The following is a 21123-nucleotide window of genomic DNA, read 5'->3' on the forward strand; positions in this document are numbered from 1 at the left end:
CATGCGAAGAGTTACCGATGCATTACTGAGCGTACTCACGCGGACGCGGGATCCCGGGGAGGCCGGGCGCGGCCGCCGGGAGGCGTCGGCGCGCGCATGCCGCCCCCGGCGCGGTTGACCTCAATCAAGGTCGAGGTCGTAGCGTCGCTACCGCTGCCGACGAGAGGAGCCGACCATGAAGGCGGCCGCGTTCAACCGGCCCGGCGGGCCCGAGGTGCTGGAACTGATGGAGGTCCCGACGCCGGAACCGGGGCCGGGGGAGCTGCGGGTGCGGGTCAGGGCGGCCGGTGTGCAACCCTTCGACCTGGCCGTCCGGGCGGGCTGGATGCCGGCGGGCCTGCCCGACGGCTTCCCGCGCGTGCCCGGCAACGAGTTCGCCGGGGTGGTGGACCGGCTCGGCACCGGGGCCGCCGGCCCCGCCGCGGGCACGGAGGTGGTGGGCTTCACCCGGCTGACCGCCTATGCCGAGTACGTCGTCGTCCCGGCCGACCAGGTGGCCCCCAAGCCGGCCGGCATGCCGTGGGAGGTGGCGGGCGGCTTCTCGGCCGCCGTGCAGACCCCGCACATCGCGCTGGAGGCGCTGGGGGTGGGGGAGGGCGACACGGTGCTGGTGCACGCGGCGGCCGGCGGGGTCGGCTCCGTCGCGGTCCAGCTGGCCAGGATCGCCGGGGCCGCCGTCATCGGCACCGCGAGCCCGGCCAACCACGACTACCTGCGCTCCCTCGGCGCCGTCCCGGTCGCCTACGGCGAGGGCCTGGAGGACCGGCTCCGCGCCGCGGCCCCCGACGGCGTCGACGCCGTCATCGACGGGGCGGGCGGTGAGGCACTGGAGGTGTCGCTGCGCCTGGTCAAGGACCCCGCGCAGATCATCACCCTGGTCGAGCACGACCGCGCCGCCGGGCTCGGCGTCCGCCTCACGCCGCACCGGCGCTCGGCGGCCCGGCTCACCGACGCCTTCCGCCACTACGAGGCGGGCCGCCTGCGCATCCACCTGCGCGGCGTCTTCCCGCTCGCCCGCGCCGCCGACGCCCACCGCGAACTCGCCACCGGCCACGGCCGCGGCAAGGTGGTGCTGGTGGTGGACTGAGCGCGCCGCCGGAACACCGGCGATTCGTGAGGCCGGGTGTGGTGTGCAGCGCGCAGATCACGAACACCAGTTCGGCGTCGTAGTCGCGGCCCGGCCGCAGTCCCTGGTCCCGCCGATCGCTGCGGCGAAGTGGTAGCCGCGCAGGCAGTGGTTGCGCAGCGTGGCGGGCCGCGGAGGGGGTGCGGCGACGGCAGGGGGATTGTCGGTGGCCGTCGCCGACGAGGTCGCGGCGTTCACGGGGTCGCGGCCGTGGGTGCCGCGGCCGCGCGGAGGGGCGCGGTCAGACCATGCCGAAGATGATGCCGCCCGGGGCGCGCGGGTCGGCGCGGTAGAAGAACTCGCGTGCGGAGCGGATGAACTCCTGGCGGCTGACATTGCCGTCGCCGTCGGCGTCCATCGCCGAGAAGACCTGGAGGCCGTCGGTGGTGGTGACGCCCAGGACGTCCATCAGCTGGATGACCTCCTCCCGGCCGATGGTGTTGCCGCCGTCGGCGTCGAGCACGTCGAAGACCGCGTGCGCCAGGCCCTCGACCAGGTTGAACCTGCTGGTGTCGACCACCGCGGTGCGCAGGGCGGCGATGAACTCCGCCCGGTCCAGCCGCGGCTCGGGGCCGCCGGCGTGGCGCAGCAGCTCGGTCCAGGCCATCCGGTAGGCGGTCCGCAGCGCCACGGCCTTGCGGCTGTCGGGGGCCAGGGCGTAGCCGGTGAGGTAGCGGTCGACGAGCCGTTGGTAGTCGGCCCATTCGACGCGGTGGTCGTGGTCGGAGTCGATGACGTCGAAGAGCCGGCCCAGAGTGTCGCCGACGGCGTCGGCGTAGGCGGTCGTCATGCGGGTCCTTTCACAGCGGTGGGCGAAATCGGCGCAGCGGTTCTGGCCGCTACGAGTAACCGAGGGTGATTATCCATCACCGGGGCCCCGCACGGGCCGCTTAGCGGATACAAGCACCGCTACCTGCGGAATCAGTTCGCCGGAACCGATGAATCGCACGGCCTCGGCCACCGCCCCCACCGGCTCGACGGACGGCCGACCGGCGGGCAAGGGACGGTTTCGGGCGCATGGTGCGCCGGATTTTCCCGCACCATACAGAATCCACTGAACCTGCGAAGCCATCGCCATACTGCTCCGATGGTGACGATCGTGGCCTTCCACGCCCATCCGGACGACGAGGTGCTGCTGCGGCCACGATCCCGAGGTGCTGAACGCGATGTTCGGCCCGTCGGAGGCGATCACCCACCGATTCGACGTGCGCCGCCAGGCCCGGCGCAAGCGCGACGCCCTGGCCGCCCACCGCTCGGAGCCGGCGGGCTCCGGCCGGACGGCGGCGGTATGCGCACCGCCGTCCGGCTGCCCGCCCCCGTGTTCGGCCTGCCGCTCGGCCGCGAGTGGTTCGCCGAGGCGCCGCCGACCGCCCGGGCGCGGAGCGCGGGACGGACCGGGTCAGCGGGCGGAGCCGGTCAGCAGGCTGACGAAGACCTCCACCGGCTGCGCTCCCGACACCGTCTGGCTCTCGTCGAAGACGAAGGTCGGCACGCCGGTGACACCGAGGCGGGCGGCGGCGCGCTCGTCGGCGCGCACGTCCTCGGCGTACGCGCTCCCGGCCAGGACCTCGCGCACGAGCGCGTCGGGCAGCCCGGCGCGGCGGCCGAGGCGGGCCAGCACGGCGTGGTCGGACAGGATCGCGCCGTGCTCGGTGTAGGCGCGGCCCAGCTGCTCGCGGACGGCGTCACCGGCCCCGCCGGCCTGGCCGGCGTGCATCAGGCGGTGCGCGTCGAAGCTGTTGACCGGGCGGGCGATGTCCAGCCGGTAGGCCAGTCCCGTCTCGGCCGCCATGGCGCTCAGCCGCTCGATGCCGCGCGCCGCCTCCGCCGCGGTGACCCCCAGGTCGCGCCGCATCCGCTCGGGGATGGTCGGCCCCGGCTCCTTCGGCAGGTCCGGCATCAGTTCGAAGCTGCGCCAGTGCACCGCCACGGCGTCGCGGCGCCCGGAGCGGGCCAGCGCCGCCTCGAACCGCCGCTTGCCCAGCAGGCACCACGGGCATAGGAAGTCGAACCAGACGTCCACGCGGGTCACCGTCCCGGCACCGGTCGTCATATGCGCTCACTCCTCGGATCGCGTCGTACGGTTGGTCACGTCGTGCACGTCCGAGCCGGGGAGGGCCGATGGCGGGCCTCGCGCCTCCAGCCAGGAACACCTTCGACCGCGACTGTCCCAGCCGCACCGTGCTGAACCACGTCTCCAGCCGGTGGGGGATCCTGGTGCTGAGCCTGCTGCGCGAGCGGCCGCACCGCTTCTTCCTGCTGCGCGACCGCATCGACGGGATCAGCGAGAAGATGCTGTCGCAGACGCTGCGGCAGCTCGCCTCCGACGGCCTGGTCGAGCGGCGGGTGCGGGCCACCAGCCCGCCGCAGGTCAGCTACGCGCTCACCCCGCTCGGCCAGGAGCTGGCCGAGCACGTCCAGGCGCTGCTGGACTGGATCGTGCTGCGGACCGACGACATCCTGCTGGCCCGCGCCCGCGCCGCCGGCTGACCGCCGCCGCGCGGTGTGCCCGCCGACGGCGCCGGCCCCTCCTCGGCACGGAGGCGGGTGGCGCCGGCCGGCGCCACCCGCCTCCCGTCCGTGCATGGAGCCGACCGTAGGCAGGCCCGCCGTCCGCCGGGAAGTACGCACAGCATGGTGCGGGGCGCACGCCGGGGTAGGCGCGCAGCGTCCGGGGCCGACCGGGCCGCCGGGGGTGACTCACGCCACGGCGGCGGCCGGTTCCGCGCCGGCTGCCGCTAGTCCCGGTCCGGTGCCTCGGCGAGCAGTTCGCCGGTGAGCCGGTCCAGGCGGCGGGCGGCGGCGGGGTCGAAGGTCCGCAGGTCCAGCGGGACCGGCTTGCCGCGGTCGTCGGCGGTGAGCGGCGCCGCCGGCGGCGCGTCGATCCACCGGCTCAGCGGCTCGATCGCCTCGGCGACCGGGCGGGCCGCGACCGCGGCCAGCAGCCGCAGCACGGTGCGCACGGGCGGCCGGACGCCGCCGAGGTCGGTGGCGGTGAAGCCGGGGTGGTACAGCACGTACGGCACGGCGCCGGCCGAGCGCTCGGCGAAGGCGACGCCGAGCAGGTCGTTGGCGCGCCCGGCCTGGAGCTGGGCGCGCACCGCGCTGTAGCGGCGCTCCAGCCGGAGATCGTCCCAGTGCACGGCACCCACCCGGGTCCCCGGCCCGGCGACGTTGACGACGACGGGGCGCGGCGCCGCCTGGAGCCGGTCGTAGAGGCCGTGCCCGAGCAGGTAGCGGCTGAGGTAGTACAGCGCGAAGGTGGCCTCCACGCCGTCACCGGTCAGCCGGTGCCGCAGGTACTGCCGGTTGGCGCACAGCACCAGCGCGTCCACCGCGCCGAACTCGCGCCGGATGCCCGCGACCACGCGCCGGTTCTCCGCCACCGAGCCCAGGTCGGCGCGGAGGACGTGCAGCCGTCCGGCGCCGCCGGTCGCCTCGGCGTCGGCGCGCAGCCGCCGCCCCTTGTCCGCGCTGCTGCCGATCGCCACCACCGTGTCGCCGCGCGCCAGCCGGTCCAGCACCAGCCCGCGCCCCATGCCGTCGGTGCCCCCGCTGATCACGACGGTCCGCGGCGTCCCCGTGTCTGCCTGCACCTGTCGCCTCCAGTCGTTACGGTCTGTCCGTACCCTCTGCCCAAATGATCCGCATTCCGGGCACGCAGCGTAAGGAGGCACATTCATGTGCGCAGCGGACACCGGCGTCCCTCTTGCCGTCTCGGCCCCGCTGGCCGTTCCGGTGCGTCGGGCCGAGCACGAGGCGTGCCCGGTGGCCGACGTGCTGCGGCGCGTCGGCGACCGGTGGAGCGTGCTCGTGGTGGTGCTGCTCGGCCGCCGCCCGTACCGCTTCAACGAGCTGCACCGCGCGGTGGAGGGCATCAGCCAGCGGATGCTGACCCGCACGCTGCGCGGCCTGGAGGCCGACGGACTGGTGCGCAGGACCGTCTTCCCCACCGTGCCGCCCGCCGTCGAGTACGAGCTCACCGAGTTGGGCGGCACCCTGCTGGGACCGCTGTCGGCGGTGGCGGAGTGGGCCATGGCGCACCGCGGCGAGATCGAGGCGGCGCGGGCGGCCGCCGCTCAGGCGGCCGAGCCGCCCAGCAGCTCGGCGCCGGCCAGCGGGTTGAAGTAGTCGCGCCAGTGCGCGATGCGGCCCTCGCGCACCCGCAGCACCTGCACGTAGCGCAGCACGTAGCCGCGTCCCGTGCCGGCCACCTCGCCGTGGGCGTCGTACTCGGCGATGACCACCTCCGGGTCGTCGGTGCGGTACACGGCCATGTCGCGGAACTCCCGGTGCACCAGCGGCGTCTCGGCGATGGCGGCCAGCTCCGCCCGGATCGCCGCCCGGCCGCGCACGACCGAGGGCCGGCCCGGGGGAGCGAAGGGCAGTTCGAGCACGCCGTCCTCGGCGAACAGCTCGGCGAAGCCGGTGAGGTCCTTGGCCAGGAACAGCTCGACCAGACGGTCGAACATCTCACGCGGCGTGGTCGTCTCGGTCGGTGCGGACATGGCGGACTCCTTCATTGAACGTTCGTTTATGAAACGAGCGTACAATGAACGGGAAGGTTCATACAACGGACGTACAATCAGAAGATGACCGAACCGAAGCAGGCCGTGTCCCGCTCCGAGCAGCGACGCCAGACCGAGCTGCGCATCCTGCGGGCCGCCCGGCGCTCCTTCGCCGAACACGGCTTCGACCGCACCACCATCCGGGCCGTCGCCCGAGAGGCGCGCGTCAACCCCGGGCTGGTCATGCACTACTACGGCTCCAAGGAGGAGCTGTTCGTCCGGGCCACCCGGGTGGAGTCCGCCGAGCCCGCCGCCGAGGGCAGCCCCGAGCAGATCGCCGAGCAGCTGCTCGACGCGCTGCGCACCAAGCTGACCTCGGAGCCCGACGGCACGCTCGCCGTCCTGCGGTCCATGCTGACCCACCCGGAGGCGGCCCGCGGCGTGCGCGAGGCGCTGAACCGGCAGCACGGCAAGATCTACGAGAGCCTGCCCGGCGAGGACGCCGCGCTGCGCGCCGGCCTGACCGGCGCGATCACGCTCGGGGTGGTCGTCGGCCGCTTCCTGCTCGAACTCGACGGGCTGCGCGACGCGCCGCCGGAGCGGATCGTCGAGCTGCTCGAACCCTGCGTGCAGTCGCTCGTCGGCGCCGAGCCGCGGCCGCCGCACGGGTTCGAGCCCTGCGGAGAGCCCTAGGCCGAGCGGCCCATGCTCGCAGGCGGTACCGACAGCGCCGCGACCACACCGATTTCGGTACTTTAGACTTGACTTATATAAGTGAATGCTTCAGATTGGTCGCGTGCACGCCCGGCGCCCCCCGGGCGCACCCGCGCGGAGGCCGATATGCGTTCGAAACGGCTGCGCCGGTGCTGGCAGCGGCGGCTGGACGCGCTCGCCGCCGAACTCGCGCACGGCCGCGCCGGGGGCGGCGACGCGCGCCCCGCCGCACCGCCCACCCCGCGCCGACCAGGAAGAGGACCCGCGATGATCGACATCGTCAACCAGCTCAATGCCATCCGGCGCGAGGCCGGCGGCCGCCCGTCCGAGGACGGCGAGCTGGCCGCCGTCGTCCTGCGCCGCGAGTACGGCGCGCCCGCCGACGACGTCTGGGACGCGATCACCGATCCCGACCGCGTCCGGCGCTGGTTCACCAAGCTCGGCGGCGAGCTGCGCGAGGGCGGGAACTTCCAGCTGGAGGGCAACGCCGGCGGCGACATCGTCCGCTGCGAGCGGCCCAGCCTGCTGCGCGTCACCTTCGGCGGCCCCGCCAGCATCGTGGAACTCCGCCTCACCGCCCTGGACGGCGGCCGCACCGAGCTGGTGCTGGAGCACACCGTCCCCCTCGCCGCGGTCGGCACCAGGGCCGGCGCCCTCTACGTCGGCCCCGGCTGGGACGGCGCCTTCATGGGCCTGGACCTCTACCTGGGCGGGCACGTCACCGAGGACTTCGACCCGGCCGCCGCCGCCGGCTCCCTGGAGGCGCAGGAGTTCTCCCAGGGCTCGATCCAGGCGTGGACCGCGCTGCTGCGGGAGAGCGGCTACGCCTCCGCCGAGGAGATCGACGCCGCCTATAAGGTCGCGACGGGTCAGTACACCCCCGACCTGGACGGCAAGGACTAGGCCCGGCCGTGGAGACGGCCGGGCCTAGTCCCGCCGCACCGGGGTCGGTCACCGGCGCGGCTCCCAGCGGAACATCCGCGCCGCCAGCGCGACCGCGACGACGACCCAGGCCAGCGTGGGCGCCAGCAGCAGCAGGGAGTCCCCGAGGGAGGCGCCGCCGGTCCAGGCGTTGACGACCAGCTCGGCGGCCGAGCCGCCCGGGAGCAGCCGCTTGAGCAGCCCCAGCTCCTCGGTGCCGGTGAACCCCACCCAGCCGGCGACGGCGAGGGTGCCGACCATGACGGGCAGCGTGGTCACCTGGGCGTGCTCGGGGGAGTTGGTCAGCCCGGCCGTGGCCAGCCCCAGGCCGAGCATCATGACCGCCGTCGCCAGGACGGCCGCCACCAGCAGGGGGACGTCGGCCGGCCCGCCGCCGACCACGGCCAGCACGGTCAGCACCACGGCCACCTGGACCAGCGTGATCGCGGTGACCGGGAGCAGCAGCCCGGACAGGATGCCCGCGTCGCCCGCCGCCGTGGAGCGCAGCCGCTTGAGGAAGAGGTTCTGCCGGCGCGAGGCGAGCGTGGTCACCGCGGTGGTGTAGAGCCCCAGCGCCATCGCCAGGAACATCAGCACCGCGGCGATGCCGCCCAGGCCCAGCGCCGCGCTCACGGCCGGGACGGACTCGTGCAGGTAGATGTACATCGCGCTGGACGCGACGGGGATGACCAGCATGGTGACCAGAACCGCCCGGTTCCGGAAGAGCTGGATCAGCTCGCTGCGAGCGATCGGGAACATGGTGGAGGTCCTTTTCTCAGGTGTTCGGGATCCGGCGGGCGGCGCGGGCTAGTCGCCGCCGATGGAGCGCAGGACGTCGTCGAGCCGGGTGGGCCCGGCCTGGAGCTCCCGCAGCTCCACCGCGCCGTCCTGCGCCCAGCGGAGCAGGGTGTGCAGGTCCTTCTGCAGGGCGAAGGTCTCGATGAGGAAGCCGCCGTCGCTCCCGCGCACGGCGTGCAGGGGCAGCGCCGGCGCGGGACCGGCGAGGGAGAAGCGGATCTCGGCCGGCAGGGTCCGCGTCAGCTCCGCGACGGTCCCCTCCCGGTGGAAGACGCCCTTGTGCATCAGCCCGATGCGGTCGGCGCGCTGCTGGGCCTCCTCCAGGTAGTGCGTGGTGAGCACGATGGTGGACCCGTCCTCGCGCAGCCGGTCCACGGCCTCCCACAGGGCGTGCCTGGACTGCACGTCCAGGCCGGTGGTGGGCTCGTCCAGAAAGATCAGCTCCGGCGTCCCGTACACGGCGGTGGCGAAGTCCAGCCGCCGCTTCTCGCCCCCCGACAGCTGGGACACCTCGGTGCCGGCCCGGTCCGACAGGCCGACCAGGCCGAGCACGCGCCCGACCTGGTCGGCGCGCCCGCTCAGCGCCCCGATCAGCCCGACGGACTCCCGCACCGTCAGATCCGGGGAGAAACCGCTCTCCTGGAGCATGACGCCCATCCGGGGCCGCACCGCGCGCCGGTCGCGCGGGCTGTGCCCGAAGACCCGCACGGTGCCCGAGGTGGCGGCGCGGTGCCCCTCGACGGTCTCCAGGGTCGAGGTCTTGCCCGCCCCGTTCGTGCCGAGCAGGGCGTACAGCTCGCCCCGCTCCACCTGGAAGGACAGGTTCTTCACCGCGTGGAAGTCGCCGTACCTGACGTTCAGTCCGTCGACGTCGATGACTGGTGTAGAGGTCATGCCCTGATTCCAGCCGCCGGCCGGCCGGTCCGGCAGTGGGACCGCGTCACCACTCCGCCATGACGTTCCTGCGGGTGGAGCCATGACGCGGCGTCACTGGTGGCGGCGCCGGGCAGGATGGAGACTGGGCCGGAGATGTCGGCGCGGGGAGGGGCGCACACGGTGGCCGAGCGGACCGAGACGACGCAGGGAACGCTGCGCCGGCTGAACCTCAGCGTGGTGCACGGATCGCTGTCGGCCGTGGGCGCCCTGCTGGTGGCGAGCGACTCCGACAGCTGGTGGGAGGCGTGCGTCCTCGTCCTGAGCCTGGTCGTCGCCCTGTTCACCGTCTCGCGCTGGACGCAGGGACGCGCCTCCCGCGTCCTGGCGCCCGGGCTGGCCGTCACCGCGGCCGTGTGGGCCTTCGGCGTGCTGGTGACCGACAGCGGGACGGCGTCCTACGGCTTCGCGATCGTGGGCACGATCGTCGTCCACCGGTCGGCGCGCCGCCGGCGGGCGGTGCTCGCGGGGATGGGTGCCTTCGCCGCCGCGGTGCTCGCGGCGCGGCTGCTGGCCGACCAGGGGAACCCGCTCGACGGCTTCCTGCCGATCCTCGTCGGCTCCGCGGGCGTCGCCATTGGGGGAGCCGCCCTCACCTTCCTCAACCTGCTGGTCTACGACCTGCTGGCCGAGCTGGAGCGGGCGAGGGAGCGCGAGGCGGAGCTGGCCGTCATCCGGGAGCGCGTCCGCTTCGCCGGCGACCTGCACGACATCCAGGGCCACACCCTGCACGTGGTGAAGCTGAAGACCGCGCTGGCCGAGAAGCTGCTCCGCAGCGACCTCGCACGGGCCGAGGAGGAGCTGCGCGAGGTGCGCGCCCTGGTCGGCGACACCATCACCCAGACCAAGGAGCTCGCCTACGCGCAGCGGCGGCTCAACCTGTCCGCGGAGCTGGAGAACGCCAAGAACCTCTTCGAGGCGGCGGGCATCCGGGTGCGCGTCGACCGCGAGGCCGAGGTCGACCCGCGGGCGGGCGAGCTGCTCGGCCAGGTCCTGCGCGAGACGACGACCAACATCCTGCGGCACGCCCAGGCCCGGCAGGTGCGGATCACCCTGTCGGAGTCGGGCATCACCATCGTCAACGACGGCGTGCGGGAGGACTCGCCGCCCGAGCTGAGGGGCCTGTCCGCCCTCAGGCAGCGGGTGGCCGACGACGGGGGCGAACTGACGGTGGAGCGCGGGGACGGGCGCTTCCTGACGGCCGCCGCCTTCCCGCGCCTGCGCTCGGGCGCCGCCCTGTGAACATCCGGAGGGACGACCGATGACCACCGTGGTGCTCGCCGACGACGAGGCCCTGCTCCGCAAGGCGCTGGCCGCGCTGCTCCCGCTGGAGGGGGAGATCACCGTGCTCGCCGAGGCCGAGGACGGCGAGGCCGCCGTGCGAGCCGCCCTGCGCCACCGGCCCGACGTGCTCGTCATCGACCTGGAGATGCCCGGCACCGACGGGCTCGGCGCCGTCGCCGAGATCCGCCGCACCCGGCCCGAGCAGGTGATCCTGATGCTGACCCGCCACGCCAGGCCCGGCGTGCTCCGCAAGGCGCTGCGGCTGGGCGTGCAGGGCTTCGTCAGCAAGTCGGCGGAGCCCGCGCACATCGCCACCGTCATCGCGGGCCTGCACGAGGGCCGGCGCTGGATCGACCCGGACGTCTCCGCGCTGGCCGTCATCGACGACTGCCCGCTCACCGAGCGGGAGGCCGACGTCCTGCGCGAGACCGGCGAGGGCTACTCTGTGGCCGACATCGCCGCCCGGCTGCACCTGGCCGAGGGCACGGTGCGCAACTACCTGTCCAACGCGATGCAGAAGACCCAGACGCGCACCCGCCACGAGGCGGCGCGCTACGCGCGCCAGCACGACTGGCTGTAGCGCCCGGCCCGCTCAGCGGCCGCCTGGGGTGAGCAGGCCGCGCTCGAAGGCGGCGGCGACCGCGGCCGCGCGGTCCTTCACCCCGAGCTTGGCGTAGATGTGCGCCAGGTGGCTCTTGACCGTCGCCTCGCTGATGAACAGGCTCGCGGCGGCCTCGCGGTTGGTGCCGCCGCGGGCGATCAGCGCCAGCACCTCCAGTTCGCGGGGGCTGAGCACCTCGGGCGCTGGGGCGCGCACCCGGCCCAGCACCCGCGCGGCCACCGAGGGCGACAGCACGGCCTCGCCCCGGGCCGCCGCCTCCACCGCGCGGAACAGCTCGGCGCGCGGGGCGTCCTTGAGCAGGTAGCCGGTGGCCCCGGCCTCGACGGCGGCCAGCACGTCGCCGTCGGTGTCGTAGGTGGTCAGCACCAGCACCCGGGCGGTCAGCCCGCGCTCGGCCAGCCGGGTGATCGCGCCGACGCCGTCCAGCACCGGCATCCGCAGGTCCATCAGGACCACGTCGGGCCGCCAGGCCGCCGCCTGGGCGACCGCCTCGGCGCCGTCGGCCGCCTCCGCCACCACCGCGAAGCGCGCCTCGCCGTGGAACATGCCGCGCAGGCCGTCCCTGACCACCGGGTGGTCGTCCACGATGAGCAGCCGGATCGGCGCGGGCGGCTCAGGCACTGGCGGCCGCCCGGGGCGCGTACAGGGTGGCAGAGACCGCGGTGCCGGCCCCCGGCTCGGACTCCACCTCCAGCCGGCCGCCCAGCCGTTCGAGCCGCTGGCGCATGGCCGTCAGCCCGAAGCCGCCGCCGTCGGGCCGCGGCCCGACCGGGGCGGCGGGCTCGAAGCCGGCCCCGTCGTCGCGCACGTCCAGGATCACCGCGTCCTCCAGGTAGGAGAGGGTCAGGCCGACCCGCCGCGCACCGGCGTGCCTGGCCGTGTTGGCCAGCGCCTCCTGCGCGGTGCGCAGCAGGGTGACGTCGGCGTCGGCGCTCAGCGGCAGCGGCTCGCCGGTGACGGCGACCTCGGCGGGCACGCCGTGCATCTGCGACCAGGCCCGCGCCACCTCGGCGAGCGCGTCGGGCAGCCGGGACGCCTCCAGCGCCTCGGGGCGCAGCGCGTGCACCGAGCGGCGCGCCTCGGCCAGGCTGCTCCTGGCCAGTCCGGCGGCGTTGTCCAGGTGCCTGCGGTGCGCCGCGGGCTCCGTCGCCTGGTCGGCGGCCTCCAGCTGGGTGATGATGCCGGTCAGGCCCTGCGCGAGGGTGTCGTGGATCTCGCGGGCCAGCCGCTGCCGCTCGTCGAGCACGCCGGCCTCGTGCGCCTGGGCGAGCAGCTGGGCGTGCAGCCCCTCGTTCTCGCGCATGGTGGCGGCCAGCTTCTCGTTGGCCTCGGCGAGTTCGGCGACCATCCGCCCACGCCGCTCGCTGCGCGCCTCCGTCAGCTGGCCCATCGAACTGAAGATCGCCACCAGCACCACGATCGTGCCGACGACCACCAGGTAGGTGGCGATCCCCGCCGGGGTGGCCGAGGCGAAGCCCTCGGCGCCCCAGGCCCACCAGCCGGTGCTCGCCCCGGCCGCCACCGCCACCCCCAGCAGCCGCCACAGCCCCGGCAGCTGGTACCAGGAGTAGACGTAGCCCATGAAGGCGAACAGGCCGAACCACGAGCCGCGGGTGACCAGCAGCACGATCAGCGCCAGCACGCCGACGCAGAACACCGCGTCCAGGACCGGGCCGCGCACGGCGCCGGGGCGCGGCCCCAGGGCGGCCAGCCACACCGCCGTGCACACGGCCAGCGCGACGGTGACCAGCCGGTGCTGCACCGAATGCTGGGGGTCCAGCACGGTGGCGACGGTGGAGGCCGCCAGCAGCAGGTAGGGCGCCACCGCGCCCCCGCGGCCCAGCCGGACGGCCCACCGCGCCAGCGGGGTGCCGTCGGGCCGGCCGGTCTCGGGGATCACGGGTGTCACTCCCAGCGGAAGAACCTCACCGCGGCCGCGCCCACCGCGACCGCGTACCCGGCCATTATGACCAGCGGAAGGACCTGCTGGTCCGCACCCGTCCACGCCGCCTCGGCGGCGGAGCGGAAGGCGCCCAGCGGGGTGAACTCGCCGACGGCCGCCAGGGCGGCCGGCATCTGCTCCCTGGGCAGCATCAGGCCGGACAGGAAGGCCAGCGGGAAGTACAGCAGCACCCCGATGCCGTTGGCGGCCTGCGCGGTGGGGGCGACCGCCGCGATCAGCAGCCCGATGGCGAAGGTGCCGGCCGCGCCGAGCAGGTGGACGCCGAGGAGGGCGGCCGGGCGCTCGGGCAGCCCGGTGCCCAGCAGCAGCGCGGCCGTGCCGACCAGCAGCACCAGCGAGACCACCGCCAGCACCAGCTGGAGCAGCAGCTGGACCGCCAGCAGCGCGGCCGGGCGCGCCGGGGTGGTGGACAGCCGCCGCAGGATGGCCTTCTCCCGGTAGGCGGCCAGCGCCGTGGGCACCATGTACAGGCCGACCAGGCCGAGCGCGATGGTCACCGCCGTCACCACCAGCGACTCGATCCCGCTCACGGCCTCCGGCGGCGGCCCACCGGGGCTCAGCGCGAACGGCAGCCCGAAGCCGAGCATGACGAACAGCGGGACGCCCAGGGTGAACAGCCACGCCACGTCGCGCAGCATCAGCCTGGACTCCACGGCGGTGAGCTTGAGCAGCATGGTCATCGGGGGCTCTCCTGTTCCGTCCCGAGCCGGCGGCCGGTCAGGGCGACGAAGGCGTCGTCGAGGGTGGGATGGTGGACGCGCAGGTCGCCGGCGACGACCTGGTGGCGGGCGAGCGCGGCGGTCACGGCGTGCAGCAGCTCGCCGGAGCCCGCGACCTCCACCCTCGCGCCGGTGCGGACCAGCTCGGCCACCTCGGGCAGCTCGGTGAGCAGCCGGTCCTCGAAGGGCGCCGAGGGGCGGAACACGACGCGCTGGCGGGCGGCGGAGCGGCCGACCAGGCCCGCGGGGGTGTCGACGGCGGCGACCCGGCCCGCGTCGAAGAGCGCGACCCGGTCGCAGAGCCGTTCGGCCTCCTCCATGAAGTGGGTGACCAGCACGATCGTCACCCCGCCCGCCCGCACCGCCTCGATCAGCTCCCAGGCGTCGCGGCGGGCCTGCGGGTCGAGCCCGGTGGTGATCTCGTCCAGGATCGCGACCCTGGGCCGGCCGATGAGGGCGAGCGCGATGGACAGCCGCTGCTTCTGGCCGCCCGACAGCTTGGCGTAGGGGGTGTCGCGCCGGTCGGCCAGCCCGACCAGCTCCATCAGCTCCCGCCAGTCGGCCGGCTCGGAGTAGAAGGAGGCGTACAGGTCCAGCGCCTCGCCGACCCTCATCCGGTCGGCCAGCCGGCTCTCCTGCAGCTGCACGCCGAGCACCCGCCGCAGCCGGTCGCGCTCGGTGCGCGGGTCCAGCCCCAGCACCCGCACGGTGCCGCCGTCGGGCCTGCGCAGCCCGGACAGGCACTCCACGGCGGTGGTCTTGCCCGCGCCGTTGGGCCCCAGGACTCCGAAGATCTCGCCGTCCTCGACACCGAAGGACACCGAGTCCAGCACGGTGCGCTCCCCGTACCGCTTGTGCAGCCGCTCGACCTGCACGACCGTCGCCATCGCGGTCCGCCTTCCTCGCCGACGCACGCCGCCGGGTCCGGCGGCGCGCCCCTGACGATGCCGGTGCGGACGGGTCCGCCGAATCGGCCCGGCGGGCGTCCCTCGGCGCCGCGCGGAGGATCGCGGGTCATCCGATCGGACGATTGACGGGCGGCGGACCGCGGCGGCTAGGCGCGCCCGGCCCGGATCTCGCCGAGCTGGGCGCTCAACCTCTCCTTGACGTCGAGGAGCGCGTCCAGGCGCGCCTGTACGGCGTCCAGCCTGCGCTGGTAGAGCTCGGCCGCCTGTGCGCAGGTGGGCTCGCCGGCGAGGTCCCTGGACAGGCACGCGTCGAGTTCGCGGATGTCGTCGGAGCCGAGCCCGGCCGCCAGCAGCAGCCGGATGTTGCGGACCCGGACCACCGCGTCCTCGCTGTACTCGCGGTAGCCGTTGTCGCCGCGGCCGGACGCCAGCAGCCGCTGCTGCTCGTAGTAGCGCAGCGCCCGGGGCGAGGCGCCGGTCCGCCTGGCCAGCTCGCCGATGCGCATCGGGCCCACCTCCTCAGTTCGGCCGCTCCGGCTCCGCCGCCGGTGCGGCGGGCCGGCCGGCGGGCGCGTGCGCCGCCTCCGGTGCGGACGGGTGGCGCGCCACCGACACGGCCATCAGCACGATCGCGGCCAGGCCGATCGCCGTGGCCGCCACCGCCACGCCCGTCCCACCGTAACCGGCGACCGCGGCGCCGCCCACGGCGCCGCCGAGGGCGATGCCGACGTACAGGGCGCTGGTGTTCAGCGCAACGGCCTCGGTCCCGGCCGGGCCGGCCAGCCGCAGCGAGCGCGTGTTCATCGGCGGGTTGAAGGCCCACCCGGCCAGCCCCCAGCAGGCGAAGACGGCGGCGGTGACCGGCAGCGGGACGCCCCCGCCGCCGAGCAGGCCGATCACGGCCAGTGCCGCCGTCGCCGCCACCTGCCCGGCCAGGGTGGCCAGCAGCGCCCGGTCCGCACCCCAGCGGTCGGTGGCCCGCCCGCCCAGCACCGTGCCGACGGCGCCCGCCGCGCCCAGGACCGCGATCATCACCGCGAGGCCGGCCGTGTCCGCGCCCGACAGCTCGCGGGCGATCGGCGCGATGTAGGTGTAGGTCATCAGGCCGCCGGTCGCGCCGATCACGGTCCCCACGGCGCCGAGCAGGACGGGCGGGCGGGCCAGCAGCCGCAGCCGGCCGCCCGCGCCGACCGGTTCCGCACCGGGCAGCGGCGGCAGCAGCACCGGTGCGGCCGCCAGGACGGCGCAGGCCAGTACCGCCACGAAGACGAAGGTCGACCGCCAGCCGTAGGCGCCGCCCAGCCAGGTGCCCAGCGGCACGCCGAGCGCGAGCGCGAGGGTCAGCCCGGCGGCGACCGTGCCGACGGCGCGCCCCGTGCGCCCCTCGGGGGCCGTCGCGGCCGCGATGGCGAAGGCCGCCGGGGTGATCGCCGCGGCGGCCAGCGCCGCGAGCACCCGGCAGGCCATCAGCACCGGGTAGTCCGGCGCCAGGGCGGCGGCCGCGTTCGCCAGCGCGAACACGGCCGTGGCGGCGGTGAACAGGGCGCGGCGGGGGAGCCGGGCGGTCAGCACGGCGATGACGGGGGCGGCCGGCGCGTAGGTGATCGAGAAGACCGTCACCAGCTGTCCGGCCGCCGCCTCGCTCACCCGCAGCCCGGCGGAGATCTCCGGCAGCACCCCGGCCACCACGAAGTCGTCGGTGCCGACGGCGAAGGAGGCCAGCAGCAGGCAGCCGATCCCCGCCCGCCGCAGGGGAAGGTCACGTCGATGGGAGTCCATAGGCGGACGCTAGAACCCTGACACCGGCGTCAAGGTCAAGCCGGCGGCGGCCGCGGGGATCAGCGGGGTGCCGCGGGCAGGTGGCGCGCGACCGCCCCGGCCCAGCTGAGCAGCTGCTCGTCGGCGCCGGGGCGGCCGACGAGCTGGAGGCCGACGGGCAGCCCGTCCAGGGTGCCGGCGGGCAGGGTGACGGCGGGCAGGCCGGCCAGGTTCCACGGCAGCGACATGACCGGGTCGCCGGTGGCGGCCAGGCCGTGCGGGGCCGGGCCGGTCGCGGACGGGGCGGCCCACAGGTCGACGGCCGCCCCGGCGGCGGCCTCGGCCAGCCGGGCGCGGAAGGCGTCGCGGGCGCGCAGCGCGTCGGCGTGGTCGGCGGCGGTGAGGGCGAGGCCCTGGCGGATCATCGCGGCCGTCTCGGGGCGGTAGCGGTGGCCGTGCTCGCCGAACCAGCGGGTGTGCGCCCGGGCCAGCTCGTAGCGGTTGACGGTGAACAGCGTGGCGGCGATCCACTCGAAATCGGCCATCACCGGGACCGTCCGCACCGGGTACCCGGCGGCGCGCAGGCCGTCGAGCCGCTCATGGAAGGCGGCCAGGGCGGCGGGTTCGGTCTGCTCCAGGTAGGGCCCGGCGGGCACGCCGAGCACGGGGTGCGGCCCGCCCGGCGACGCCGGCCGCCAGCCGTCCCACAGCACCGCCGCGCCCCGGGCGGCGGTGTCCGTGTCGGCGGCGACGACCCCGACGGTGTCAAGGGTCGGCGCGTTGGGCAGCACCCCGGCGACGGGCACCCGGCCGTGGGTGGGCTTGAAGCCGACCACCCCGCAGTAGGCGGCGGGCCGCACGATCGAGCCGATGGTCTGGGTGCCCAGCGCCAGCGGCACCATGCCGGCCGCCACCGCGGCGGCCGAGCCGCCGCTGGACCCGCCGGGGGTGTGGCCGGGGCGGTGCGGGTTGCGGGTGGGGCCGGGCGCGAAGACCGCGAACTCGGCGGTCTCGGTCTTCCCGGCGACCAATGCTCCCGCCGCGCGCAGCCGGCGCACCACCTCGGCCTGCGCTCCGGCGAGGAGTCCGGGCTCCAGCCGCGAGCCCGCGCGGGTGGGCAGCCCGTCGACGTGCATGATGTCCTTCACCCCGACCGGGACGCCGTACAGCGGCGGGCGCGGACCGGGACCGGGATGGGGCAGCGCGGCGGCCTCGGCGCGCAGCCGCTCGCGCCGCCCGGGCTCGGGCACGAAGGCCCGCACCCGGGCGTCGACGGCGTCGATCCGGTCGCAGGCGCGCTCGGCGGCGGCGAGCGGGTCGGCCGCCGCGCCCTGCGCCAGGGACCACCGGCTCGGCAGGCTCTCCATGGACATGGACGCTACCGCCGCCGCATTCAGCGTTCGCAGCCGGAGGTGATGGCGTCGTGGACGACGGGGGACGGGGCGTCGTCGCACTCGTACTCGGCGCCGGTGGCCATCCGCTCGGCCATCTCGCGCACGGACGGGCAGCTCGCGATGCTCTCGGCCGAGCACTGCATCAGGTGGGCGACCGCCTCGCGCGCCTGCCGCAGCCGGGCGAGCCTGCGGTCCAGCTCGGCCAGGTGGTCGGCGAGGATCGCGCGCTGCTCCTCGCGGCCGGGACCGGCCACGATGGTGCGCATCTGCTCCAGGGAGAACCCGGCCGCCTTGCCCTGGAGGATGAGCACGGTCGTGATCACGTGCTCGTAGGTGTAGCGGCGCCGGCCCGACACCCGCCGGGCCGGCTGGAGCAGGCCCATCGTCTCCCAGTGCCGCAGCACGTGGGTGGCGAGGCCGAAGTGCCCGGCCAGCTCGCCGATGGTGAGTTCGGCCGAGGGGTCGATCCGCGAGCCGGCGGCGACGTGCACGCTTGACTTCATGTTGACATTAACTTGCACAGTGGGCGGAGAAGTCAACACGACCGGGCCTCCGCGCCCGCCGAACCGAGGTGACCGGCATGACCGAGACACGACCGACCGACGACGCCACCGCCCGCGCCCGCCGCCAGTGGGACCGGATGTCGGCCGGCTACGACCGCAACGCCCGCATGGAGCACTGGCTCATCGGCGACGCCCGCGCCCGCCTGTGCCGCCGGGCCGCCGGCCGCACCCTGGACGTCGCCGTCGGCACCGGCCTGAACCTGCCGCACTATCCCGAGGGCGCCGCGGTGACCGGCGTCGACCTCAGCGGCGGCATGCTGGCGCAGGCCCGCCGCCGCGCCGCGGCTCTGGACCGCCCGGTGGAGCTGCGCGAGGCCGACGCGCAGCGGCTGCCCTTCGCCGACGCCTCCTTCGACACGGTGCTGTGCACACTCGCGCTGTGCGCCATCCCGGACCAGGCGGCGGCCATCGGCGAGATGTACCGGGTGCTGCGCCCGGGCGGGCGGCTGCTGCTGATCGACCACGTCGAGTACGCGCACCCGCCCATGCGCTGGCTGGAGCCCGCCCGCGCCCGCCGCGGGGGCCGCCCGGTGCGCCGCCGGCCGCTGCGGCTGGCGGCCGAGCGGGGCTTCGCCGTCGACCGGCACCGCCGCCTCGCGCTGGGCCTGGTCGACGAGGTCGTGGCGCACCGGCCCCAGCACGGCGGCTGAAGCCGCCGGTCGCGGCGCCGGCGGGGGCCGCCGCGCCCCGCGCCGAAATCACGTTGAGGGCGGGCCCGCGGCGGTCTACGGTCGCCGTGTGGCACATGTACTGTCAGTGAACGCCGGGACGGCGCGGCCCATCGCGGCCAAGAGCGGGCGCAGCGGCATCGACAAGCGGCCCGTCGAGGGCCCGGTGGCGATCAGCGCGCCCGGCGCGGGCCGCAGCGGGGTGGCCGGGGACGAGATCTGCGACACCGAGCACCACGGCGGCGCCGACCAGGCCGTCTACGCCTACGCCCGCGAGGACCTCGACGGCTGGGAGCGCGAACTCGGCACCCGGCTGCCCTCGGGGGCCTTCGGCGAGAACCTCACCACCTCGGGCCTGGACGTCTGCGGCGCCCGCGTCGGCGAGCGGTGGCGGATCGGCGCCGACCTGCTGCTCCAGGTCACCGACCCGCGCACGCCGTGCAAGACCTTCGCCGCCTGGATGGAGCGCCAGGGCTGGGTGAAGACCTTCACCCGGCGGGCGCTGCCCGGCGCCTACCTGCGGGTGCTGGAAGCCGGCACGATCCGCGCGGGCGATCCCGTGGTGGTCGAGCACCGCCCCGACCACGAGGTCACCGTCGCCATGGTGTTCCAGGCCCTCACCCTGCGGCCCGAACTGCTGCCCGGTCTGCTGGCCGCCGACGACCTCACCGCCGACGTGCGCGCCCGCGTGCTCCGCCGGGTGCCGGTCGAACTCGACCCCGCCTGAGCCGGTGCGCTCAGGCGGTGCCGGTCGCGCGGCCGAGGAAGGTGAGCGGCCCCGGGTCGGGCACCGTCAGCTCGTGGAAGCCGACCCGGTCGTAGAAGGCGCGGGCGGCGGTGTTGGCGGTGAGCATCGACAGGTGCACGGCCGGGACGCCGCGCTCGGCCAGGGCGGCCAGGAAGCGGGTCATCAGCGCGCGGCCGAGGCCGGAGCGCTGGTAGTCGGGGAGCAGGTCGATGTGCAGGTGCGCCGGGTAGCCGCCGTCCACCAGCTCCGTTCTGACCATCCGCTCGGGATGGTGCATCAGGTCGGCCATGTGCTCGGCGGGGGTGGCCGGGTCCCGCGGCGCCGGGAAGCGCTCGGCCACCCCGGGCAGCCACTCCTCCCGGAAGCGCTTGGCGAAGGCCGCCGTGTCGGCGGTGCCCAGGATGTAGCCGACCGCCCGCTCGCCGTTGTCGGCCACGAAGACCAGTTCGGGCTCCAGGTAGGCGTACGGCCCCGCGAAGATGCTGGGCAGCAGGTCGTCGTCGCCGTACATGCCGCGTGCGTCGCCGCCTTCGTGCCCGGTCCGCACGCAGATGTCGTAGAGGGCGTCCCGGTCCGAGGGCCGGTACGGCCGGATCTCACATGTCATGTGATCACTCTGGCGCCTATGGGAGGGCTCCCACAACAGCTTTCGGCGTCCGGGACGGGCCGCCGGCCCGCCTGGGGCCGCACCCCACCCCCGTGACGAGAACCAGGTGCACCGTGGACGACCCGACCTTCCTCACCCATGTCACCGAGCGGCTGGCCGGGCTGCCCGGCGTGCGCGCGGTCACCCTCGGCGGCTCGCGCGCCCAGGGCACCCACCGCCCCGACAGCGACTGGGACCTGGCCGTCTACTACCGCGCCGGCTTCGACCCGGCCGACCTGCGGGCGCTGGGCTGGCCGGGGGAGGTGGCCGAGATCGGCGGCTGGGGCGGCGGCGTGTTCAACGGCGGCGCGTGGCTGACCGTCGACGGCCGCCGCGTCGACGTGCACTACCGCGAGCTCGCCGCGGTCGAGCACGAGATCGCCGAGGCCGAGGCGGGCCGCTTCCACAGGGAGCCGCTGATGTTCCACCTGGCGGGCATCCCCAGCTACCTCATCGTCGGCGAACTGGCCCTCAGCCGGGTGCTGCACGGCGAGCTGCCCCGGCCGGACTACCCGCCCGCGCTGCGGCGCGCCGCCGCCGTGCACTGGCGCGACACCGCCCGCCTCACCCTCGCCTACGCCCGGGCCGGGCACGCCGCGCACGGCCGCCGCACCGAGACGGCCGGCACGGTGGCCACCGCCGCCGCGCAGGCGGCGCACGCCGTCCTCGCCGCACGCGGCGCGTGGGTCACCAACGAGAAGACCCTGCTGGAGCGGGCCGGGCTGCGGGCGGTGGACGACGCCGTCGCCCGGATGGGCCCGGAGCCCGCCGCCCTCACCGCGGCCGTCGACGCGGCCGGCGCCCTGATCGAGGACGCCTTCCGCGACGCGGGCGTGCCGGACTGACCCCC

General features: G+C 75.4%; 26 protein-coding genes. 10 read left to right on the forward strand and 16 right to left on the reverse strand.

The features are described 5' to 3' along the window. The first annotated feature begins 175 nt into the window (after window positions 1–175). On the forward strand, window positions 176–1087 hold the full coding sequence (locus CLV72_RS16460) for an NADP-dependent oxidoreductase (protein ID WP_106246725.1): 912 nt from the start codon (window positions 176–178) through the stop codon (window positions 1085–1087). A gap of 280 nt (window positions 1088–1367) precedes the next feature. Here the strand turns inward: CLV72_RS16460 and CLV72_RS16465 are convergent, their stop codons facing one another. The 3 genes from CLV72_RS16465 to CLV72_RS16470 all read right to left on the reverse strand — a co-directional run bounded on the left by CLV72_RS16465 (window position 1368) and on the right by CLV72_RS16470 (window position 3179). After that, window positions 1368–1916 (reverse strand): EF-hand domain-containing protein, encoded by a 549-nt coding sequence (locus CLV72_RS16465; protein WP_106246727.1) that lies wholly within the window; start codon window positions 1914–1916, stop codon window positions 1368–1370. Window positions 1917–1985: 69 nt separating this feature from the next. Further along, window positions 1986–2318: a hypothetical protein gene (locus CLV72_RS31790; protein ID WP_146159462.1), complete on the reverse strand. Its 333-nt coding sequence runs from the start codon at window positions 2316–2318 to the stop codon at window positions 1986–1988. Window positions 2319–2525: 207 nt separating this feature from the next. Continuing rightward, on the reverse strand, window positions 2526–3179 hold the full coding sequence (locus CLV72_RS16470; RefSeq protein WP_106246729.1) for a DsbA family oxidoreductase: 654 nt from the start codon (window positions 3177–3179) through the stop codon (window positions 2526–2528). Between the two features lie 68 nt (window positions 3180–3247). Here CLV72_RS16470 and CLV72_RS16475 point away from each other — a divergent pair, with 68 nt between their 5' ends. Beyond that, window positions 3248–3616 carry a winged helix-turn-helix transcriptional regulator gene (locus tag CLV72_RS16475; protein ID WP_106246732.1) on the forward strand — a complete coding sequence of 123 codons (369 nt, stop codon included), beginning with the start codon at window positions 3248–3250 and terminating at the stop codon, window positions 3614–3616. A 248-nt stretch (window positions 3617–3864) separates the two neighbouring features. On the opposite strand, the gene CLV72_RS16480 is transcribed toward CLV72_RS16475, so the two are convergent. After that, on the reverse strand, window positions 3865–4722 hold the full coding sequence (locus CLV72_RS16480; RefSeq protein WP_245930240.1) for an SDR family NAD(P)-dependent oxidoreductase: 858 nt from the start codon (window positions 4720–4722) through the stop codon (window positions 3865–3867). Between the two features lie 85 nt (window positions 4723–4807). Between CLV72_RS16480 and CLV72_RS16485 the strand changes: the two genes are divergently transcribed. Then, window positions 4808–5257 (forward strand): winged helix-turn-helix transcriptional regulator, encoded by a 450-nt coding sequence (locus CLV72_RS16485; protein WP_106246738.1) that lies wholly within the window; start codon window positions 4808–4810, stop codon window positions 5255–5257. Here the strand turns inward: CLV72_RS16485 and CLV72_RS16490 are convergent. Then, window positions 5206–5634, reverse strand: a complete 429-nt coding sequence (locus CLV72_RS16490) for a nuclear transport factor 2 family protein (protein WP_211302885.1) — start codon at window positions 5632–5634, stop codon at window positions 5206–5208. The genes CLV72_RS16485 and CLV72_RS16490 overlap by 52 nt on opposite strands. A gap of 84 nt (window positions 5635–5718) precedes the next feature. Between CLV72_RS16490 and CLV72_RS16495 the strand changes: the two genes are divergently transcribed. Together CLV72_RS16495 and CLV72_RS16500 are read left to right on the forward strand one after the other, a co-directional pair. Further along, window positions 5719–6327, forward strand: a complete 609-nt coding sequence (locus CLV72_RS16495) for a TetR/AcrR family transcriptional regulator (protein ID WP_106246741.1) — start codon at window positions 5719–5721, stop codon at window positions 6325–6327. A gap of 147 nt (window positions 6328–6474) precedes the next feature. Then, a complete protein-coding gene (locus CLV72_RS16500) occupies window positions 6475–7251 on the forward strand; it encodes an SRPBCC domain-containing protein (protein ID WP_211302886.1) in 777 nt (258 codons plus the stop codon). 48 nt (window positions 7252–7299) lie between these two features. Here the strand turns inward: CLV72_RS16500 and CLV72_RS16505 are convergent, their stop codons facing one another. Beyond that, entirely contained in the window at window positions 7300–8028 is a 729-nt protein-coding gene (locus tag CLV72_RS16505; RefSeq protein WP_106246746.1) for an ABC transporter permease, read from the reverse strand. A gap of 48 nt (window positions 8029–8076) precedes the next feature. Then, the gene (locus tag CLV72_RS16510; RefSeq protein WP_106246749.1) at window positions 8077–8961 is read right to left on the reverse strand and encodes an ABC transporter ATP-binding protein; all 885 of its coding nucleotides are present in this window, start codon (window positions 8959–8961) and stop codon (window positions 8077–8079) included. 135 nt (window positions 8962–9096) lie between these two features. Here CLV72_RS16510 and CLV72_RS16515 point away from each other — a divergent pair, with 135 nt between their 5' ends. Both CLV72_RS16515 and CLV72_RS16520 read left to right on the forward strand, forming a co-directional pair. Further along, the gene (locus CLV72_RS16515) at window positions 9097–10242 is read left to right on the forward strand and encodes a sensor histidine kinase (RefSeq protein WP_106246751.1); all 1146 of its coding nucleotides are present in this window, start codon (window positions 9097–9099) and stop codon (window positions 10240–10242) included. Window positions 10243–10261: 19 nt separating this feature from the next. Continuing rightward, window positions 10262–10864: a response regulator transcription factor gene (locus CLV72_RS16520; RefSeq protein WP_106246754.1), complete on the forward strand. Its 603-nt coding sequence runs from the start codon at window positions 10262–10264 to the stop codon at window positions 10862–10864. Between the two features lie 12 nt (window positions 10865–10876). Here CLV72_RS16520 and CLV72_RS16525 read toward each other — a convergent pair whose 3' ends face one another. The 8 genes from CLV72_RS16525 to CLV72_RS16560 all read right to left on the reverse strand — a co-directional run bounded on the left by CLV72_RS16525 (window position 10877) and on the right by CLV72_RS16560 (window position 18151). Next, a complete protein-coding gene (locus CLV72_RS16525) occupies window positions 10877–11527 on the reverse strand; it encodes a response regulator (protein WP_281262422.1) in 651 nt (216 codons plus the stop codon). Further along, window positions 11520–12806 (reverse strand): sensor histidine kinase, encoded by a 1287-nt coding sequence (locus CLV72_RS33660; protein ID WP_281262423.1) that lies wholly within the window; start codon window positions 12804–12806, stop codon window positions 11520–11522. Before CLV72_RS33660 ends, CLV72_RS16525 begins: the two co-directional genes overlap by 8 nt. Window positions 12807–12811: 5 nt before the next feature. Beyond that, window positions 12812–13549: an ABC transporter permease gene (locus CLV72_RS16535; RefSeq protein WP_211302887.1), complete on the reverse strand. Its 738-nt coding sequence runs from the start codon at window positions 13547–13549 to the stop codon at window positions 12812–12814. Beyond that, complete coding sequence (locus CLV72_RS16540) at window positions 13546–14475, reverse strand: ABC transporter ATP-binding protein (protein ID WP_106246756.1); 930 nt, start codon at window positions 14473–14475, stop codon at window positions 13546–13548. Before CLV72_RS16540 ends, CLV72_RS16535 begins: the two co-directional genes overlap by 4 nt. Window positions 14476–14642: 167 nt before the next feature. After that, entirely contained in the window at window positions 14643–15002 is a 360-nt protein-coding gene (locus CLV72_RS16545) for a MerR family transcriptional regulator (RefSeq protein WP_106246759.1), read from the reverse strand. 13 nt (window positions 15003–15015) lie between these two features. Beyond that, complete coding sequence (locus tag CLV72_RS16550) at window positions 15016–16275, reverse strand: MFS transporter (RefSeq protein ID WP_106246761.1); 1260 nt, start codon at window positions 16273–16275, stop codon at window positions 15016–15018. Window positions 16276–16334: 59 nt separating this feature from the next. Then, window positions 16335–17621: an amidase gene (locus CLV72_RS16555; RefSeq protein WP_106247118.1), complete on the reverse strand. Its 1287-nt coding sequence runs from the start codon at window positions 17619–17621 to the stop codon at window positions 16335–16337. 26 nt (window positions 17622–17647) lie between these two features. After that, window positions 17648–18151 carry a MerR family transcriptional regulator gene (locus CLV72_RS16560; protein WP_106246764.1) on the reverse strand — a complete coding sequence of 168 codons (504 nt, stop codon included), beginning with the start codon at window positions 18149–18151 and terminating at the stop codon, window positions 17648–17650. Between the two features lie 77 nt (window positions 18152–18228). On the opposite strand from CLV72_RS16560, the gene CLV72_RS16565 reads away from it, so the two are divergent. Together CLV72_RS16565 and CLV72_RS16570 are read left to right on the forward strand one after the other, a co-directional pair. Beyond that, a complete protein-coding gene (locus CLV72_RS16565; protein WP_106246767.1) occupies window positions 18229–18861 on the forward strand; it encodes a class I SAM-dependent methyltransferase in 633 nt (210 codons plus the stop codon). A gap of 88 nt (window positions 18862–18949) precedes the next feature. Then, the gene (locus CLV72_RS16570) at window positions 18950–19606 is read left to right on the forward strand and encodes an MOSC domain-containing protein (protein WP_106246769.1); all 657 of its coding nucleotides are present in this window, start codon (window positions 18950–18952) and stop codon (window positions 19604–19606) included. Window positions 19607–19616: 10 nt separating this feature from the next. Here the strand turns inward: CLV72_RS16570 and CLV72_RS16575 are convergent, their stop codons facing one another. Then, complete coding sequence (locus tag CLV72_RS16575; RefSeq protein WP_106246771.1) at window positions 19617–20234, reverse strand: GNAT family N-acetyltransferase; 618 nt, start codon at window positions 20232–20234, stop codon at window positions 19617–19619. A 113-nt stretch (window positions 20235–20347) separates the two neighbouring features. Between CLV72_RS16575 and CLV72_RS16580 the strand changes: the two genes are divergently transcribed. Then, window positions 20348–21118 carry a nucleotidyltransferase domain-containing protein gene (locus CLV72_RS16580; protein ID WP_245930242.1) on the forward strand — a complete coding sequence of 257 codons (771 nt, stop codon included), beginning with the start codon at window positions 20348–20350 and terminating at the stop codon, window positions 21116–21118. Window positions 21119–21123 lie beyond the last annotated feature (5 nt).

The sequence above is a fragment of the Allonocardiopsis opalescens genome, assembly GCF_003002095.1.
GTDB lineage: Bacteria > Actinomycetota > Actinomycetes > Streptosporangiales > Streptosporangiaceae > Allonocardiopsis > Allonocardiopsis opalescens.

Bases quoted from the DNA above. Each gene is read 5' to 3' on its own strand.
- CLV72_RS16510 (WP_106246749.1), bottom strand. From the start codon at position 8,961: ATGACCTCTACACCAGTCATCGACGTCGACGGACTGAACGTCAGGTAC.
- CLV72_RS16555 (WP_106247118.1), bottom strand. From the start codon at position 17,621: ATGGAGAGCCTGCCGAGCCGGTGGTCCCTGGCGCAGGGCGCGGCGGCC.
- CLV72_RS16505 (WP_106246746.1), bottom strand. From the start codon at position 8,028: ATGTTCCCGATCGCTCGCAGCGAGCTGATCCAGCTCTTCCGGAACCGG.
- CLV72_RS16535 (WP_211302887.1), bottom strand. From the start codon at position 13,549: ATGACCATGCTGCTCAAGCTCACCGCCGTGGAGTCCAGGCTGATGCTG.
- CLV72_RS16545 (WP_106246759.1), bottom strand. From the start codon at position 15,002: ATGCGCATCGGCGAGCTGGCCAGGCGGACCGGCGCCTCGCCCCGGGCG.
- CLV72_RS16540 (WP_106246756.1), bottom strand. From the start codon at position 14,475: ATGGCGACGGTCGTGCAGGTCGAGCGGCTGCACAAGCGGTACGGGGAG.
- CLV72_RS16560 (WP_106246764.1), bottom strand. From the start codon at position 18,151: ATGAAGTCAAGCGTGCACGTCGCCGCCGGCTCGCGGATCGACCCCTCG.
- CLV72_RS16490 (WP_211302885.1), bottom strand. From the start codon at position 5,634: ATGTCCGCACCGACCGAGACGACCACGCCGCGTGAGATGTTCGACCGT.
- CLV72_RS16550 (WP_106246761.1), bottom strand. From the start codon at position 16,275: ATGGACTCCCATCGACGTGACCTTCCCCTGCGGCGGGCGGGGATCGGC.
- CLV72_RS16495 (WP_106246741.1), top strand. From the start codon at position 5,719: ATGACCGAACCGAAGCAGGCCGTGTCCCGCTCCGAGCAGCGACGCCAG.
- CLV72_RS16485 (WP_106246738.1), top strand. From the start codon at position 4,808: ATGTGCGCAGCGGACACCGGCGTCCCTCTTGCCGTCTCGGCCCCGCTG.
- CLV72_RS16460 (WP_106246725.1), top strand. From the start codon at position 176: ATGAAGGCGGCCGCGTTCAACCGGCCCGGCGGGCCCGAGGTGCTGGAA.
- CLV72_RS16475 (WP_106246732.1), top strand. From the start codon at position 3,248: ATGGCGGGCCTCGCGCCTCCAGCCAGGAACACCTTCGACCGCGACTGT.
- CLV72_RS16465 (WP_106246727.1), bottom strand. From the start codon at position 1,916: ATGACGACCGCCTACGCCGACGCCGTCGGCGACACTCTGGGCCGGCTC.
- CLV72_RS16575 (WP_106246771.1), bottom strand. From the start codon at position 20,234: ATGACATGTGAGATCCGGCCGTACCGGCCCTCGGACCGGGACGCCCTC.
- CLV72_RS16520 (WP_106246754.1), top strand. From the start codon at position 10,262: ATGACCACCGTGGTGCTCGCCGACGACGAGGCCCTGCTCCGCAAGGCG.
- CLV72_RS16500 (WP_211302886.1), top strand. From the start codon at position 6,475: ATGCGTTCGAAACGGCTGCGCCGGTGCTGGCAGCGGCGGCTGGACGCG.
- CLV72_RS16515 (WP_106246751.1), top strand. From the start codon at position 9,097: ATGTCGGCGCGGGGAGGGGCGCACACGGTGGCCGAGCGGACCGAGACG.
- CLV72_RS16470 (WP_106246729.1), bottom strand. From the start codon at position 3,179: ATGACGACCGGTGCCGGGACGGTGACCCGCGTGGACGTCTGGTTCGAC.
- CLV72_RS16565 (WP_106246767.1), top strand. From the start codon at position 18,229: ATGACCGAGACACGACCGACCGACGACGCCACCGCCCGCGCCCGCCGC.